Origin of the sequence: Blautia sp. LMAG:89 (assembly GCF_008679485.1) — a bacterium.
GTDB classification, from domain to species: domain Bacteria; phylum Bacillota; class Clostridia; order Lachnospirales; family Lachnospiraceae; genus Blautia_A; species Blautia_A fusiformis.
Map to the genome: position 1 here is coordinate 306368 of NZ_NANC01000007.1, position 14406 is coordinate 320773.

11 protein-coding genes and 3 pseudogenes are annotated in these 14406 nt (G+C 46.3%); 1 reads left to right on the plus strand and 13 read right to left on the minus strand.

Annotation, left to right across the window (positions count from 1 at the left end):
* Positions 1-51: 51 nt before the first annotated feature.
* From CCC70_RS11130 to CCC70_RS11150, 5 genes are all read right to left on the minus strand, one after another.
* Positions 52-1470: a sugar transferase gene (locus CCC70_RS11130; protein WP_244790896.1), complete on the minus strand. Its 1419-nt coding sequence runs from the start codon at positions 1468-1470 to the stop codon at positions 52-54.
* A 95-nt stretch (positions 1471-1565) separates the two neighbouring features.
* On the minus strand, positions 1566-2360 hold the full coding sequence (locus tag CCC70_RS11135; RefSeq protein WP_244790894.1) for an immunoglobulin-like domain-containing protein: 795 nt from the start codon (positions 2358-2360) through the stop codon (positions 1566-1568).
* 51 nt (positions 2361-2411) lie between these two features.
* Positions 2412-3146: a YveK family protein gene (locus CCC70_RS11140; protein WP_118608194.1), complete on the minus strand. Its 735-nt coding sequence runs from the start codon at positions 3144-3146 to the stop codon at positions 2412-2414.
* Positions 3147-3158: 12 nt separating this feature from the next.
* Entirely contained in the window at positions 3159-3875 is a 717-nt protein-coding gene (locus CCC70_RS11145) for a CpsB/CapC family capsule biosynthesis tyrosine phosphatase (protein ID WP_015525687.1), read from the minus strand.
* A 36-nt stretch (positions 3876-3911) separates the two neighbouring features.
* Positions 3912-4637 (minus strand): polysaccharide biosynthesis tyrosine autokinase, encoded by a 726-nt coding sequence (locus CCC70_RS11150; RefSeq protein ID WP_015525686.1) that lies wholly within the window; start codon positions 4635-4637, stop codon positions 3912-3914.
* A 299-nt stretch (positions 4638-4936) separates the two neighbouring features.
* Between CCC70_RS11150 and CCC70_RS11155 the strand changes: the two genes are divergently transcribed.
* A complete protein-coding gene (locus tag CCC70_RS11155; RefSeq protein ID WP_287084842.1) occupies positions 4937-5815 on the plus strand; it encodes a homocysteine S-methyltransferase family protein in 879 nt (292 codons plus the stop codon).
* Positions 5816-5971: 156 nt separating this feature from the next.
* Here the strand turns inward: CCC70_RS11155 and ptsP are convergent, their stop codons facing one another.
* From ptsP to CCC70_RS11195, 8 genes and pseudogenes are all read right to left on the minus strand, one after another.
* On the minus strand, positions 5972-7624 hold the full coding sequence (ptsP, locus tag CCC70_RS11160; RefSeq protein ID WP_287084025.1) for a phosphoenolpyruvate--protein phosphotransferase: 1653 nt from the start codon (positions 7622-7624) through the stop codon (positions 5972-5974).
* A gap of 29 nt (positions 7625-7653) precedes the next feature.
* Positions 7654-8694: a polyamine ABC transporter substrate-binding protein gene (locus tag CCC70_RS11165; RefSeq protein ID WP_015525684.1), complete on the minus strand. Its 1041-nt coding sequence runs from the start codon at positions 8692-8694 to the stop codon at positions 7654-7656.
* 35 nt (positions 8695-8729) lie between these two features.
* Positions 8730-10583, minus strand: coding sequence for an extracellular solute-binding protein (locus tag CCC70_RS11170; RefSeq protein ID WP_110102095.1), 1854 nt, complete (start codon positions 10581-10583; stop codon positions 8730-8732).
* Positions 10584-10595: 12 nt separating this feature from the next.
* Positions 10596-11414: an ABC transporter permease gene (locus tag CCC70_RS11175; protein WP_015525682.1), complete on the minus strand. Its 819-nt coding sequence runs from the start codon at positions 11412-11414 to the stop codon at positions 10596-10598.
* Positions 11414-12461: pseudogene (gene potA / locus CCC70_RS16565) on the minus strand (spermidine/putrescine ABC transporter ATP-binding protein). Before potA ends, CCC70_RS11175 begins: the two are co-directional and overlap by 1 nt.
* Positions 12451-13246, minus strand: a pseudogene (locus CCC70_RS16570) (ABC transporter permease). The pseudogenes potA and CCC70_RS16570 overlap by 11 nt, the downstream one beginning before the upstream one ends.
* Positions 13243-14096 (minus strand): annotated as a pseudogene (locus CCC70_RS11190) (ABC transporter permease). The pseudogenes CCC70_RS16570 and CCC70_RS11190 overlap by 4 nt, the downstream one beginning before the upstream one ends.
* On the minus strand, positions 14089-14247 hold the full coding sequence (locus tag CCC70_RS11195) for a hypothetical protein (RefSeq protein WP_287084843.1): 159 nt from the start codon (positions 14245-14247) through the stop codon (positions 14089-14091). Before CCC70_RS11195 ends, CCC70_RS11190 begins: the two are co-directional and overlap by 8 nt.
* Positions 14248-14406: the final 159 nt, after the last annotated feature.

Consider the following 14406-nt stretch of genomic DNA (forward strand, 5'->3'; position numbering starts at 1 on the left):
ACTGCACCTCCGCAGTCCGGGTCATTATATTCGAATCTCAATATGTATTGATCATTTCGCGCCGCTTCCACGGAAAACGACCATAACTGTCTTAACCAGGATCTCAATGTCCAGCTTCAGACACCATTCGGCAATGTACTTCGTATCAAGCTCTACGACTTCCTCGAAATCCGTAATATCACTTCGGCCGCTTACCTGCCACATACCGGTAAGTCCCGGCTTGATGGCCAGACGTTTGCGATGGTGAAGCTCGTACTTCTCCCACTCATCCATTGTCGGCGGTCTGGTTCCTACAAGGCTCATATCTCCTTTCAGAATATTCCAGAACTGCGGAAATTCATCCAGGGATGTCTTTCGGATAAAATGTCCTACTCCTTTGATGATTCGTGGATCATCATCCATTTTGAACATCATTCCGTCTTTTACATTATTCTGTTTCATCAGTTCTTTTTTGCGTTCTTCTGCATCCATATACATGGAGCGGAATTTATAGATCTTGAACGGACGACCGTTCTTTCCCATGCGGACCTGTGAAAAAAATGCAGGACCCGGAGATTTGATCTTGATGGCCGGAACCAGAAAGATCGCTGCGATTCCTGTAAAAAGACAGCCTACCAGACCGCCTGCTATATCCATGGCTCTCTTAACAAACATCTGGCGCGGCGTTACAATGTGGATACTGCTGGAAAGCACGGTGTATCCGCCAAGTTCCTCCACCACCTGGTTCTTGCCAAGGGATTTCATGGTTGCCAGTCTCATATGGATGACAACTCCCATTGCAGAACAATCCTTGATCATCTGCTCCGGGATTGGGATTTGCTTAGGTACTGCAAAAAATACTTCGTCGATCCAGTTCTTATGGATATAGGAGACCATATCCTCCTTCCCGGCTACTACCGGAACTCCACAGACGGATGCTCCCTTCCTGTCACAATCCATAAAAACAATTCCTGCCAGATGATAGGTTCCGTAATTATTCTTGCGGATGGTTTCCACCACATTGTCTGCATCTTCACTGACTGTAACGATCAGCAGAGATCGTTTCTCGCTTTCTTCGTATCTGCGATCCTTCAGGAATTTCTTCAGTGCCTGTCTGCCGCAATAGCTGAAGCAGGTATAAAGCACATAGGTGATCAGCAGGATCATTCTGGAATAATTGTTTCCAATTCTTAAAAGAAACATATATGCCAGAACCAGAAGGCAGACCAGTGTACACTGTTCAAAGGTTTTCTTCAGTTCCACCAGCATTCCTCTTCGCAGAACTCCGCTGAAGCTCTCATTAAAAAATGTGACCATCAGCTGGATAAGAAACATCACCACTGCCACATTTCGGTACAGCTCTGTCTCGTATGGCTGATCGATCCCGTTTCGGATCCAGTATGCAAGTACAAACGCAAGCTGCAGACACAGCATATCGCAGATCGCAAAATCCGCATGTTTTACCCAGCTACTGTTTTCTTTTTGATACATATCCTTTTATACGCCTTCCCTCGCTTACAGTATGTTATACTGTGTTTATTTTACCCCCCCCCGGTATTTTGAAGACCAAGGAGGGGTATCATGCACTATTTTACAACAACAGTCAGTACTGCTCCGTTGGAGCTGTTTCCACTGTTGTCGACTACATAATATGTAAGCTCGTAAGTTCCCGGTGCGGCTGTATTTACATCACCGGTGATCTGGATTTTTTTGAAAAGATCACTGGTTGATTCTGTATCATCCTGGATATCCTTTACATAGCTTAATTTATCCAACGTAGTTCCTACTGGTACCTCTACGTAATAGGTAGTCAGATACATCTTTGGATCCTGCGGAGAGAGCTGCTCGATCTTGTCTTCCTGTGTCTTCTGCGCCTGTTCCTCCGGGGTCAGTTCTCCTTCTGTGGAATCTCCGCTTTCAGCATCTGTGCTGTCTGCCTCTGTCCCATCCTGCATATCTGTCTCTTCTGCCGGCTCTGTGGTGTCTGCGGAATCTCCGTCCTCTGGGAGTCCATCATTATCGATCAGTCCCAGCTGCGGATTTTCGGCGCTGCCGTCCTGAGCCTCCATGGTAAATTCTTTTTTTGTTACATTGTTGTTTTTGTCTTTTGCAACAAAGATAACGGAAACCTGTTTTCCGTCGTTCTTCGGATATATGGTTTCTACGGTAAGAGAATCTGTAACATCTCCGTCCCTGTCATCCTGTGCCTTTACACCCTTCAGAAGATCTTCTTCTGTCATATCGGATGTATAATTTGTATCTTTTCCCTCTTCAAATGTGATCTTCGGTCCTTCATTATCCTCAGAGCTCTTCATGTATACTACACCGGCTCCCATACCAAGGCAGATGACCACTAATAAAAACACAAAAAATTTCTTCATATTTTTGCTGCTCCCGGCCTTTCCCAACACTTTGATCCGTTGTTGTTATTTTTATGCGTGACGTTTCTTTTTCTTTTTGGATTTCTTGCCCATTTTGGAAGAGTACGGAATCGTACCAAGTACACTTAATCCAAGATATTTTTCTACGTCTTCCGGTGTCTTTACGGTATCGTTCGTCAGATATACGATGATCACAACGGCTGCTGCCAGAAGGATACCCAGAAGTCCGCCGATCACACCGTTTTTCGGTACGCTTGGGCTTGACGGCTCATCCGGAATGTTTGCTGTCTCTACCACATTTACTGCCTTGATATCCATAACCTGCTGGATATGCTTGGAAGCAATATCTCTTACTGCGTTTGCGATCTCTGCCGCTGTATAAGGATCGGTATCTGTAACTGTGATGGATACTACTCGTGTATCGGTTGGTGTATCTACGGAAAGCTTCTTAAGGAGCTTCTCATGTGTCATATCCAGGTTCAGCTGTGCGATCACACCCTCAGTAACTGTACGGCTCTTGATCAGCTCCGCATAGTCCTTGGTCAGTGATGTACTTGTCTGGATATCCTGATTGGTCAGTGTGCTGCTGTCCTGCTTGGACAGTACCACGATCTTGGTTGTGGATTCATACTTCGGTGTGATCAGAAGCATGGTTCCCATAACAGCTGCCAGGCAGAAAACAATACCGGATAAAATGATAACACCCAGCTTGCTCAGTAACAGGTGAAATACCTCACCAAGATCGATCTCTACTTCGTCGTTGTTGTTAACAGTCTGATTTTCCATTTCTTTTCTCCATTACCCTGTGATTTTCCGGGGATTTTTGATAAAGATCTTCTTTACATATTCGCTCCCCATTGTTTTTTCCATTTTGGCGACACATTTGCCGATCTCCGGGATACGCTCCGTCTTACGGTGTCCGTCGGAACCGACAAAATCCAGAAGCCCATGCTTCATGACTTTCCGTGCGAAGGTTTTTGCCCCGAATCCGTCCTGACCGCTGATGGTATCTGCGTTGACCTGGATATGTGCTCCCATATCCTTCAGCTCTGTCAGGAATCCGATATCGTTCCGGGTGGCCTTATAACGTTCCACATGAGCGATGATCGGGATAAAACCATTCATCAGAAGACTTCTGACCCGTTCTTCAATATAATTTTTCTCATCTCCGTTGCTGAATTCCACAAGCACATATCTGGAACCTGCAAGGGTAAGCCGCCGCCCCTTCTTAAGGCATTCCACCATATCCATACTGGAATGGAGTTCACAGCCCAGATAAAGCCTCATGCCTTCATCACCAATATTCATGGCTGCTCTGCGCAGCTGCATGAACTGTCTTGTCACAATGTTCATATGCGGCTCAAACATATCATACCGGAAATGTGGTGTCAGGATCACATGACGTACGCCCTCCTGATACTCCTTATTGAGCATCCAGAGTGATTCTTCCATGTTTCTTGCACCGTCATCCACCCCGGGGAGGATATGACAATGAATATCATAAAGTCCCTTCATTAAAATAACCCACTCATTTCTGTTGTCAATGTCTTTTTATTTACTGCTGCTCTCACCATAATCTCCGTAGGAACCATACTTGCCGTACTTGCCGTATTTACCATACTTGCCATAGTGACCGTAATTGCCAGCCTTGCTGTAGTCCACCTTGTTCAGGATGGTTCCCAGGATCGGGCAGTTGCTCTTGGCAAGCTGATCTCTTACTTCCTGTACAAAACGGTAGCTGATGGTACCGGATTCAACGACGATTACAGATCCGTCGCAGGAATCTGCTATGATAGCACTGTCGATGATCAGTCCAAGCGGCGGTGTATCTACAATAACGTAATCATAAACATCTCTTACCACGCGGATCATATCCTTGAAGAGTCTGTTTCCGAGAAGCTCTGCCGGGTTCGGAGGTACGATACCGGAGAAGATAATATGGAACTTCGGAAGTGTAGTGGCACAGATCACGTCAGAAAGCTTGGCCTGCTTGGAAAGATAATGAGCAAGTCCCATTACCTCCTGGTCTACTGTCACACGTCCCATCAAAACGGATTTACGCAGATCGGCATCGATCAGAAGCACTGATTTGCCGCTCTCAGCAAGAGAGGCAGCAAGATTAAATGCCACACTGCTCTTTCCCTCATTAGGAGTACAGCTGGTAAGTGCGATCACTTTTTTATCTGCTCCGCAGAACTGGATATTTGTTCGCAGAGCTTTATAAGCCTCATCCATCTGGTGATCAGACTTCCAGTTGCTCAGTTTAACTTTAATCATAATTCCTTTTCACCTTTACCTTTATGTTCTATCTGATGACAGTCTTGCCCTTTGGGCATGTCTATAGGTTATTATACAATCCTATTTTCTAATACGCAAGTTCTTTATTCGACAGAAAAGTCGTTAAATATGTACAATTTGCCTAATTTTTATTATTTTTTATTTCCCGTCCCAGAAACAGGATAGATTATTTTTATTCCCTGTGTTAAAATAAACCCACGGCAATGAGTGCAGCGGTTACAGGAGGAGCCCTATTTTTTGCCAACCGTGATTGGCTGCCATAAGGAGGATATAAACATATGACAAAACAGGAATTTCAGAAACTGACCGAAAATCATGTCCTGCTGCTGGATGGTGCTACCGGCTCCAACCTGATGAAGGCCGGCATGCCACGTGGTGTCTGCACAGAGAGCTGGGTGCTTGAGCACAAGGATGTAATCCAGTCTCTGCAGAAGGCATACATCGAGGCGGGAAGCCATATCATCTATGCGCCTACCTTCGGAGGAAACCGCATTAACCTCACTATGCACGGACTTGAGGATCAGATTGAACAGATCAATCATACCCTGGCCGGCTATTCAAAGGAGATCGCACCGGAGGGTGTTTTCGTAGCAGGTGATATCACCACCACAGGCAAGATGATGGCACCGGCCGGTGACATGACTTACGAAAAAGCCTTCGAAGTCTATCAGGAACAGATCGGCTATCTCCGTGATGCGGGTGTGGACCTGATCGTAGCGGAAACCATGATCAATATCGAGGAGACACTGGCTGCTGTAGACGCCTGCCAGAGTATCTGCGAGCTTCCTATCATCTGTACCGTGACTGTAGAAGCAGACGGAAGTATCTTCAGCGGCGGAAATGCCATAGAGGCTGCCATGTCCCTGGAAGCTGCAGGTGCAGACGCTGTCGGCATCAACTGCTCGGTTGGCCCGGATCAGCTGGTATCGGTTATCCGCAATATCAAAGAGAACGTTTCCATTCCGGTCATCGCCAAACCCAATGCGGGAATGCCCCAGATCGATGATCTTGGAAATGCAGTTTACAGCATGACCCCTGCGGATTTTGCAGGTTATATGAAGGTGCTTGTGGACAACGGTGCTTCCGTGATCGGCGGATGCTGTGGTACCACACCGGAGTTTATTTCGGAAACCGCCCAGGTGCTTGGACTTCGATAACTTTAACCGGAACAGATATGTTTCCACGCACTGCTTCAATTGAGAACAGCAATAAGCCGTGAGTGGAAGATTCCGTCAAAAAAATCCTGAGGATCCTATGTAAGATATCAACAGATATCAACATAGAAATTCTCAGGATTTTTGTTTTTTCGGATATTATTTCTCTTTTACTGCTTCCGCCGGCCGGTTTGCCTCATCCGCATAGGAGCTGCGGATCGCTTTTCGCACAGGAAGTACACAGGCGGGAACAACGGAAAGGCCATCCACTCCCATCTGGATAAAAGCTTCTGTAAGATTGGAATCTGCTGCCAGCTCTCCGCATATGTAAACTTCACATCCTGACTTATGTCCTGCCTCTGTTACCATGCGGATCATCTTTACAAGCGCCGGATGATGATCGTTGTATTTATCCTTCAAAAGAAGATTCTGCCGGTCCATAGCCAGGGTATACTGGGTCAGGTCATTGGTTCCTAGGCTCAGAAAATCCACACGTTTTCCAAGTTCTTCACTGATCATGACCGCTGCCGGTGTTTCGATCATAATTCCGGTACGGATGTTTTTGTAAGGAATGTTTTTCTCATCCAGGCCCTTTTTTACCTCACGGATCAGCTTCTCGATCTCATCCAGCTCTTCCTCGGACGTGATCATCGGATACATCAGGTTGATATTTCCATAGGCACTTGCACGGTAAATAGCCCGAAGCTGCGCTTTAAACATTTTTTTGCGATCCAGGCAGAGGCGGATGCCGCGGTTTCCCATCATAGGATTGACCTCATCAGGAATTGCCATATACTCTGCCTGACGGTCTGCCCCCAGGTCCACGGTACGGATCACTGCCGGACGTTCATCCATATCCTCGGCTACTTTTTTATAGGCACGGAACAGCTCATTCTCTCTTGGATAATTCTCTCTTCCGAGATACTGGAATTCACTTCGAAGAAGGCCGATACCTGCTGCTCCGTAATAAAGAACCGTATTCAGATCATCCAGATTTCCGATGTTTGCCAGAAGCTTGATCTCCTTGCCATCGGCTGTGATATCCTTCTGGTTCCGAAGTCTCAAAAGTTCTTCCCGCTCTTCCTTATCTGCTGCATGACGGATCTCATATTCCTTAAGAAGCTCCGGCTCCGGATCGATATACAGTGTTCCTGTATACCCATCTACAATAGCCATATGGCCATCCCATTCTTTCTGTATCTCCACCTCGACCAGGGTGGGGACTTCCATGGATTTTGCCATTATCGATACATGGGAAATAACAGACCCCTGATGCATGACTACCGCCAGAAGACTGGCTTTGTTCATCTCCAGAAGTTCATTGGGGGAAAGCTGCTCTGCTGCAAGGATCACTGGCTCATCTCCCAGATTGATCCGTGCATGGGAGCCACCCATGGCGCCGATCAGCAGCTCGGAGATTTCCCTGATATTTTCGATCTGTTCTTTGACAGCCTCGTCCTCCAGCTTGCGGAACACATTGGCAAGCTCATCCCTGGTTGTCTGGACTGCGTAAGCTGCACTGACCTTTTCTGTCGTGATCATGCTTTCCACGGCCCGCTGAAAACTGCCGCCACTTAAGAGCTTCAGCTGACGTTTCAAGGTCAGCTCCTGCTCTTTGGGGAGGGGTGCTCCGTTTTTATACATATGCTGGATCTGGTTCTTTACCGCTGTTCTTGCATTATCCAGACGATCCAGCTCCTTTTTTACATTGTCTACCATGGACTGACGGATCTGATATTCGCCTCTGTGGTAATACAGTATTTTTCCAATGGCTATTCCGGAAAAAGCGGATGTGCCTTTGTATATCTCCACCTGAAAAACCCCCTTACTGGTCCGTCTGCTTAATCGCAGGCAGCTTTAAACTCTGTCCAGATCTTATTGTATTCCTGCTCTGCTTCCTGGCTTACATTCTGTACGATCTCACCCTTTGTCACGCTGTCCGGAACAACCAGGCTCTCGTCTACCAGATCATCTGCTGCCTTGTTTGTATTGTAGTATCCGATATAGTTGATGCACTGTGCAGATACTTCCGGCTCCAGGATATAATTGATAAATTCATTGGCAGCCTTCGCATTCGGTGCTTCACTTGGCACAAACATTCCCATAATACCAAATCCAAGACCTTCCTCCGGATAAACCACCTTAAGATCCGGATTATCCTTCAGCGCCTGTGTTACCTGTGATGTATAAAGAAATGCCACACTTGCCTCTCCGTTGAGAAGTGCATTCTGTGTATTGTCATCCTGGATCATACGAATGTTCGGTGCCAGCTCTTTCAGCTTCTCACCGGTCTTGTCGATCACGGCTACATCTTCTTCGTTCATGCTCTCTCCCATGGAAAGCTGTGTGATGCCACAGATCACGCGGTAATTACCTACGATGGCAATGCTGTCCTCCAGAGACTTATCCCAGAGATCCTTGTATCCTTTAATGTCGATATCTACCTGCTCCGGATCATAAACGATCAGTGGGATTCCTGCTCCGTAAGGTACTGTATATTCGTCATCCGGATCATAAAACTGTCCCTGATAAAGGGGGTTGATGTTCTTAAAATTGGAAACGGTATCCTTGTCGATCTTCTGGACAAGTCCTTCTTTTACCGCGCTGTCGATAATGTAATCATCTGCAATTACCACATCGTAATCGCCGCCCTTTGCCTGAGAAAGCTTTTCAAGCATGGTCTCATCGGTATCAAAGTTGGAATATACCACCTTGGTCCCTGTTTCTTTTTCAAAATCATCCAGCACTTCCTGCGGAAACATTCCGTCCCATGTATAAAGTACCAGTTCATCCTTATCCTTTGCACTGACACTGACACCTGTTATCATAGATGTTCCAAGTACCGCACATAACATGATCGCTGCTGCTTTTTTTGATTTCATAGAACCTCCTTCATGTCTCTCTCTCTGACGTCTTGTTATTTTGCTTTTACCTTTGTCCAAAGCTCTGCGAATTTCTGCTTGATCTTTGGCTTCTGGTATCCGAAGATCTCATTCTTTGGATTGTCGATCTGCGGAATATAGGAAGAAATTCCCTCATAAGTTCCGTTCTTCATCTCCTCGAATGCACTCTTTACAGTAGAAGTATATCCTACTTCTTCGGTATTGGAAAGAGCATTTTCATCATCCAGCATAAAATTGATGAACTCATGAGCCAGATCTACTTCATTACAGTCCTTGGTGATGACCATGGCATCATACCAGGTATTGGTTCCCTGCTGTGGGGTATAATAGCCAAGCTCCGGATTTTCGCTGATAATATAGGAAGCATCTCCGGAATAAACAACCGCCATTGCCTTGTTTCCTGAGATCATGTTGTCGATCACATCATCACCTGCATAGATTGGATCCATGGTATCTCTCTGCCGGATCAGCCACTCATAAGCCTGCTGGATCTCATCAAGATTTTTTGTGTTCATGGAATACCCCAGCGCTTTCAGGGCGATCATAAAGGAATCCCTTTCGGAATCATACATATAAAGATCTCCCTTATATTTTTCATCGCAGAGAATATTCCAGCCCTCTTTGTCAAGATCCTCCTGAGAGACTACATTCTTATTATAAAGGATTCCTACAGTTCCCCAGAAATACGGACAGGAATAACGATTTCCCGGATCATAGTCCTTATTCTGAACCTCGGGAAGAAGATTTTTGCTGTTAGGGATCTTCTTCCAGTCAAGTGCCTGAAGATATTCCTCCTTGATCAGTCTTTCGATCATATAATCTGACGGAACCAGAACATCGTAGGTTTCGCCACTGGCCAGCTTGGTGTACATCATCTCATTGGACTCGAAGGTTTCATATACAACGGTACAGTTATACTGCTTCTCAAATTTGTCCAGAAGACTCAGGTCCATATATTCTCCGGCATTATATACACGAAGCACGTGGTTTCCCTGGCTTACAATCGTCCACTTTCCCAATACCAGAACAACCGCAGCAGCTGTGACAACCGCAACGATCCTTCTTTTTTTCGGATCCATTTTTTTCACGGTGGAGGCCTGAAGCTTCGGCATGATCAGATTTGCAAAAAGAAGCACCAGCACAATGACCACGATCACAATAGTAGAAAGGGCGTTGATGGTGGGATTGATGCGCTTTGTCATATTATATACAACAATGGATATATTTTTTACTCCGTTTCCGGAAACAAAGTAGGAAATTACGAAATCGTCAAAGGACATGGTAAAGGCCAGGAGCGCTCCCGCAAAAATCCCTTCTTTGATCATGGGCACGATAACCTTGGTAAGTGCCTGATATGGCGTTGCACCAAGATCCATGGCTGCATTGGCAAGGTTCGGATCCAGGCTTCGTACCTTCGGATATACACTGGTGATCACATAGGGCGTACAGAATGCGATATGTGCCAGCAGCATGGTCAGATAGCCTTTCGTCATTCCCAGCGAAGAAAACAGTAGCATCAGACCAATCGCGGTTACGATCTCCGGATTCAAAATTGGAAAGTTATTGATGGTAAGGACCATCTCCTTCAGCACCTTTCTGGATTTTGAAAGTCCGATGGCTGTGATGGTTCCCAGCACTGTGGAAATAACAGTTGCCAGAATTGCCACTGTGACCGAAACATAAACTGCCTTACTGATCTCCATATTGTTTATCAGCTCTCCGTACCAGCGCAGGGAAAATCCTGTAAATCTGGTCAAGGACTTGGATGAGTTAAAGGAAAAGATCATGGTCACAAGGATCGGCAGGTAAAAAAATGCCAGACACAGCACTACATATAATTTTGAAAATATGGTATTTTTTCTTTTCATCTCCTGCCTCCTTTAATCGTCCTGAGTATCCATCTTCTTCATCAGGCTCATAAAGATCAGGATGATCACTGCCAGGATCAGAGAGATGGCACTTCCGAAGTTCCAGTCACCTACAGAAATAAACTGTGACTCGATGAGATTACCGATCAGCATGTACTGGCCGCCGCCGAGAAGCTTCGGAATAACGAAGGTTGATATGGACAGAAGGAATACCATCATGATACCATTGACCACACCTGGCATGGAAAGCTTCCAGGTGATCCTCCAGAAGGTCTGAAAGGGATTGGCACCAAGGTCGTTGGCCGCTTCGATCAGTGACTTGTCCATTTTACTTAAGGATGTATGGATCGGAATGATCATAAAGGGCATAAAGTTACAAACAAGGCCCACGATAACGGAAAAATCTGTATACATCATGGTGATCGGTGAGATTCCCAGCATTTTCAGAAGGTTGTTCACCAGACCATTGTCAGAAAGAATGTTCATCCATGCATAGGTACGGAGAAGCATGTTGATCCACATGGGAATGGTGACCATAAGGATCAGAAAGCTCTGCACCTTTTCGGAATATTTGGAGATAATGTATGCCAGCGGATATCCGCAGACCAGGCAGATCAGTGTGGTCAGGATACCCAGGCGGAAGGATTTCAGGATAACACTTAAATATGTAGCTTCCAGAAATTTTGCAAAATTCGCCCATGTAAAATGCAGGGTCAGAACTTCATTTCCATCTGAGGTAAATGCATAAAGCACGATCAGGATCAATGGTACCACGATCAGGATCGAAGCCCAGATGATATACGGCTTGATCAGATGCTTGAACTGTTTCATTAGTATCCTCCCATTCTGCACATAACATGGATATCCTCAGGACCAAACTTCAGTCCCACTTCACGTCCCACTTCTGCATAATCGGTAGTGTGCACCATGTATGTGCGAAGCTCCGTCTCAACCAGGATCTCATAATGCACGCCCTTGAACGTAATGTTCCGTACCGTTCCTCTGATCTTTGCCTGATCCGGTTCCACAATATCCAGATCCTCCGGGCGAAGAACAACCTCAATGGCTTCGTTGTCCTCAAATCCCTTGTCTACACATTCAAAACGGAAGCCATCAAACTCCACAAGGAAATCCCTGATCATCGTTCCTTCTATAATATTGGACTCTCCGATAAAGCCGGCAACAAAACGGTTCTCCGGCTCATTATAGATATCTGTCGGGCTGCCGATCTGCTGGATCTCACCGTTGTTCATGACTACTACCGTATCAGACATGGAAAGTGCCTCCTCCTGGTCATGGGTAACATAGATAAAGGTGATCCCTACCTCTCTCTGGATCTTTTTCAGCTCGATCTGCATCTGCTTACGGATCTTGGCATCCCAGTGCGCCGAGTGGCTCATCCAGCAGAAGAACCTTCGGCTCATTGACAAGAGCTCTGGCAATGGCAACTCGCTGCTGCTGTCCACCGGAAAGAAGTGTAACATCTCTTTTTTCGAAGCCTTCCAGCCCTACCATTTTTAGCATTCTTTTTACCTTCTGCTCAATAACAGATTTATCTACCTTTTTCAGGTTCAGGCCAAAACCGATATTGTCCATAACATTGAGATGCGGAAACAATGCATATTTCTGGAATACCGTGTTGATCTCTCTTTTATATGGAGGCAGCTTGGAGATCTCAATTCCGTTAAACAGTACCTCTCCGCCGCTTGGCTCCTCAAAGCCGGCAATGATCCTTAAGGTTGTTGTCTTTCCACAGCCGCTGGGTCCCAGAAGCGTAAGGAATTCGTTTTCGTGAATGTCCAGATTAATGCCCCGGAGCACCTGCTGGTCATCAAAGTTTTTTGTGAGATTTTTTAACTCGATCAGTTTATTGCTCATCTTTTATATTCCCCTTCCCGCGTTTTCCTGCGATCAGATATACTGCCAGTACCAGAAGGATCACTCCCAGCATTATGGTACAAAGTGCATTGATCTCCGGCGTAACGCCTGTTTTCATCTGTGTGTAAACTTTTATCGGCAGCGTGGATACACGTGGCCCGGTTACAAAAATGCTGATCACCACATCGTCCATGGACATGGCAAAGGCCAGCAGAGAGCCGGATATAACAGCCGGCATGATCAGCGGCAGGGTAATGTCCCAGAAGGCCCGAAAGGAACCGGCACCAAGATCTCTGGCTGCCTCTTCTAGGGACGGATCCATTCCCACAAGCCTTGCTTTTACCTCCATCAAAATATAGGGCACACAGAAAAACCGTGTGTCCGATCAGAAGTGTCAGCATTCCAAATGGCAGGTTCAGCATATAGAAAAATGCCATCAGTACCATTCCCAGAATGATTTCCGGGATCATCAGAGGCAGGATGGAAATATACTCCATCACCCCTTTTGTTTTCCAGTGGATCCTGGAAAGTCCTACAGCCCCCAGTGTTCCGATCACTGCAGATACCCCACAGCTGGACACCGCCAGGATCAAACTGTTTTTCAATGCCTGGATCAGATCCCTGTCCTGAAACAGTTCCTGATACCATTTCAGGGAAAATCCGGTAAAGCGCACCGGAAGTCTTGCTTCATTAAACGAAAATACCACTACCACACCAATGGGCAGATACATAAGGAAAAACAGGATTCCCAGGTACAGTCCTGAAAGCTTTGAGTTCTTTTTCATCCGATTCCCTCCAGTTCCTTCACATTGGTAAGCTTCCGATATAATACGATCATCAGAGTTGTCAGTATCATCAGTACCACAGCCAGTGCTGCGGCAAAGGGCCAGTTATTGCCTCTTGTCATCTGCTCCTGGATCAGACTTCCCACAAGTACGATCTTGTTTCCGCCCAGGATATCCGCAATAAAAAACAGACCCATAGACGGAATAAAGGTAAGTATCACTCCGGAAAGAAGTCCCGGCAAAGTCAGCTTAAAGGTGACGCTCCAGAAGGCCTTCCATCTGCTGGCTCCAAGGTCTCTGGCAGCTTCCACAAGGGACCAGTCCAGCTTTTCCGCACTGGAATATACGGACAGTGCCATAAACGGCAGCAATACATAGATCATACCGATCACGATCGCAGGATAGCTGTACAGGATTTTTAAGGGCTCCTGGATGATGCCAAGCTTCATCAGCAGATAATTCAGAAGGCCCTTTTTCTGGAGAATGATGATCCAGCCATAAAGACGGATCAGGGAATTCACCCAGAAAGGCAGCATCAGGAAAAGCATGGCCAGCTTCTTTTTGCCCTCGGAAAGCTTTGCCATAAAGTATCCGAAGGGGTAGCCCACCAGACAGATGATCAAAGTGCTGGTGAGCGCAAGGCGGAAGGATCCCGTAAAGGTCTGCAGTATACAGGCTCCAGGATCTGCTTGTAATTATCCAGAGTAAATTTCCAGTTCACGCCGTAGCCGCCGTCTGCTGTGGAAAAGCTCAGTGCAACTACATACAGAAGAGGCAGTGCGACGAAGATTAGTGTAAAAAGATACAGCGGCAGGATCATCCATACGGAGCCTGCTCTGTGCTTACGCATGGGTACCTCCTGCACAGGGACCTGACTGATCCGGCAATACTTCTTCTGATCTTTCTTCCCGATCTACCAGCACTGCATCTGTAGGAAGAAAACAGCAGCGCACCTTTTCTCCTACACTGACATTTGTATCAATGCCGTAACGGCTTGCCACGATTTCCTGACCTTCCGAAGTTTTCAAAACAACACGGAGCTGGCCGCCGCAAGGTTTTTTCAATGACTTGCGGTTAAGCCATCGCAGCTGTCATCTGCGTTTTTTTTGCGGGCTCCTGTACACTCTTTGTGTGTTTTCTGATGTGCAATTTGGCGTGCT

What these genes read in the sequence shown, in the direction of transcription:
- CCC70_RS11130 (WP_244790896.1), bottom strand. Translation starts at nt 1,470, where the DNA reads ATGTATCAAAAAGAAAACAGTAGCTGGGTAAAACATGCGGATTTTGCG.
- CCC70_RS11165 (WP_015525684.1), bottom strand. Translation starts at nt 8,694, where the DNA reads ATGAAATCAAAAAAAGCAGCAGCGATCATGTTATGTGCGGTACTTGGA.
- CCC70_RS11155 (WP_287084842.1), top strand. Translation starts at nt 4,937, where the DNA reads ATGACAAAACAGGAATTTCAGAAACTGACCGAAAATCATGTCCTGCTG.
- CCC70_RS11145 (WP_015525687.1), bottom strand. Translation starts at nt 3,875, where the DNA reads ATGAAGGGACTTTATGATATTCATTGTCATATCCTCCCCGGGGTGGAT.
- CCC70_RS11135 (WP_244790894.1), bottom strand. Translation starts at nt 2,360, where the DNA reads ATGAAGAAATTTTTTGTGTTTTTATTAGTGGTCATCTGCCTTGGTATG.
- CCC70_RS11175 (WP_015525682.1), bottom strand. Translation starts at nt 11,414, where the DNA reads ATGAAACAGTTCAAGCATCTGATCAAGCCGTATATCATCTGGGCTTCG.
- CCC70_RS11170 (WP_110102095.1), bottom strand. Translation starts at nt 10,583, where the DNA reads ATGAAAAGAAAAAATACCATATTTTCAAAATTATATGTAGTGCTGTGT.
- CCC70_RS11150 (WP_015525686.1), bottom strand. Translation starts at nt 4,637, where the DNA reads ATGATTAAAGTTAAACTGAGCAACTGGAAGTCTGATCACCAGATGGAT.
- CCC70_RS11140 (WP_118608194.1), bottom strand. Translation starts at nt 3,146, where the DNA reads ATGGAAAATCAGACTGTTAACAACAACGACGAAGTAGAGATCGATCTT.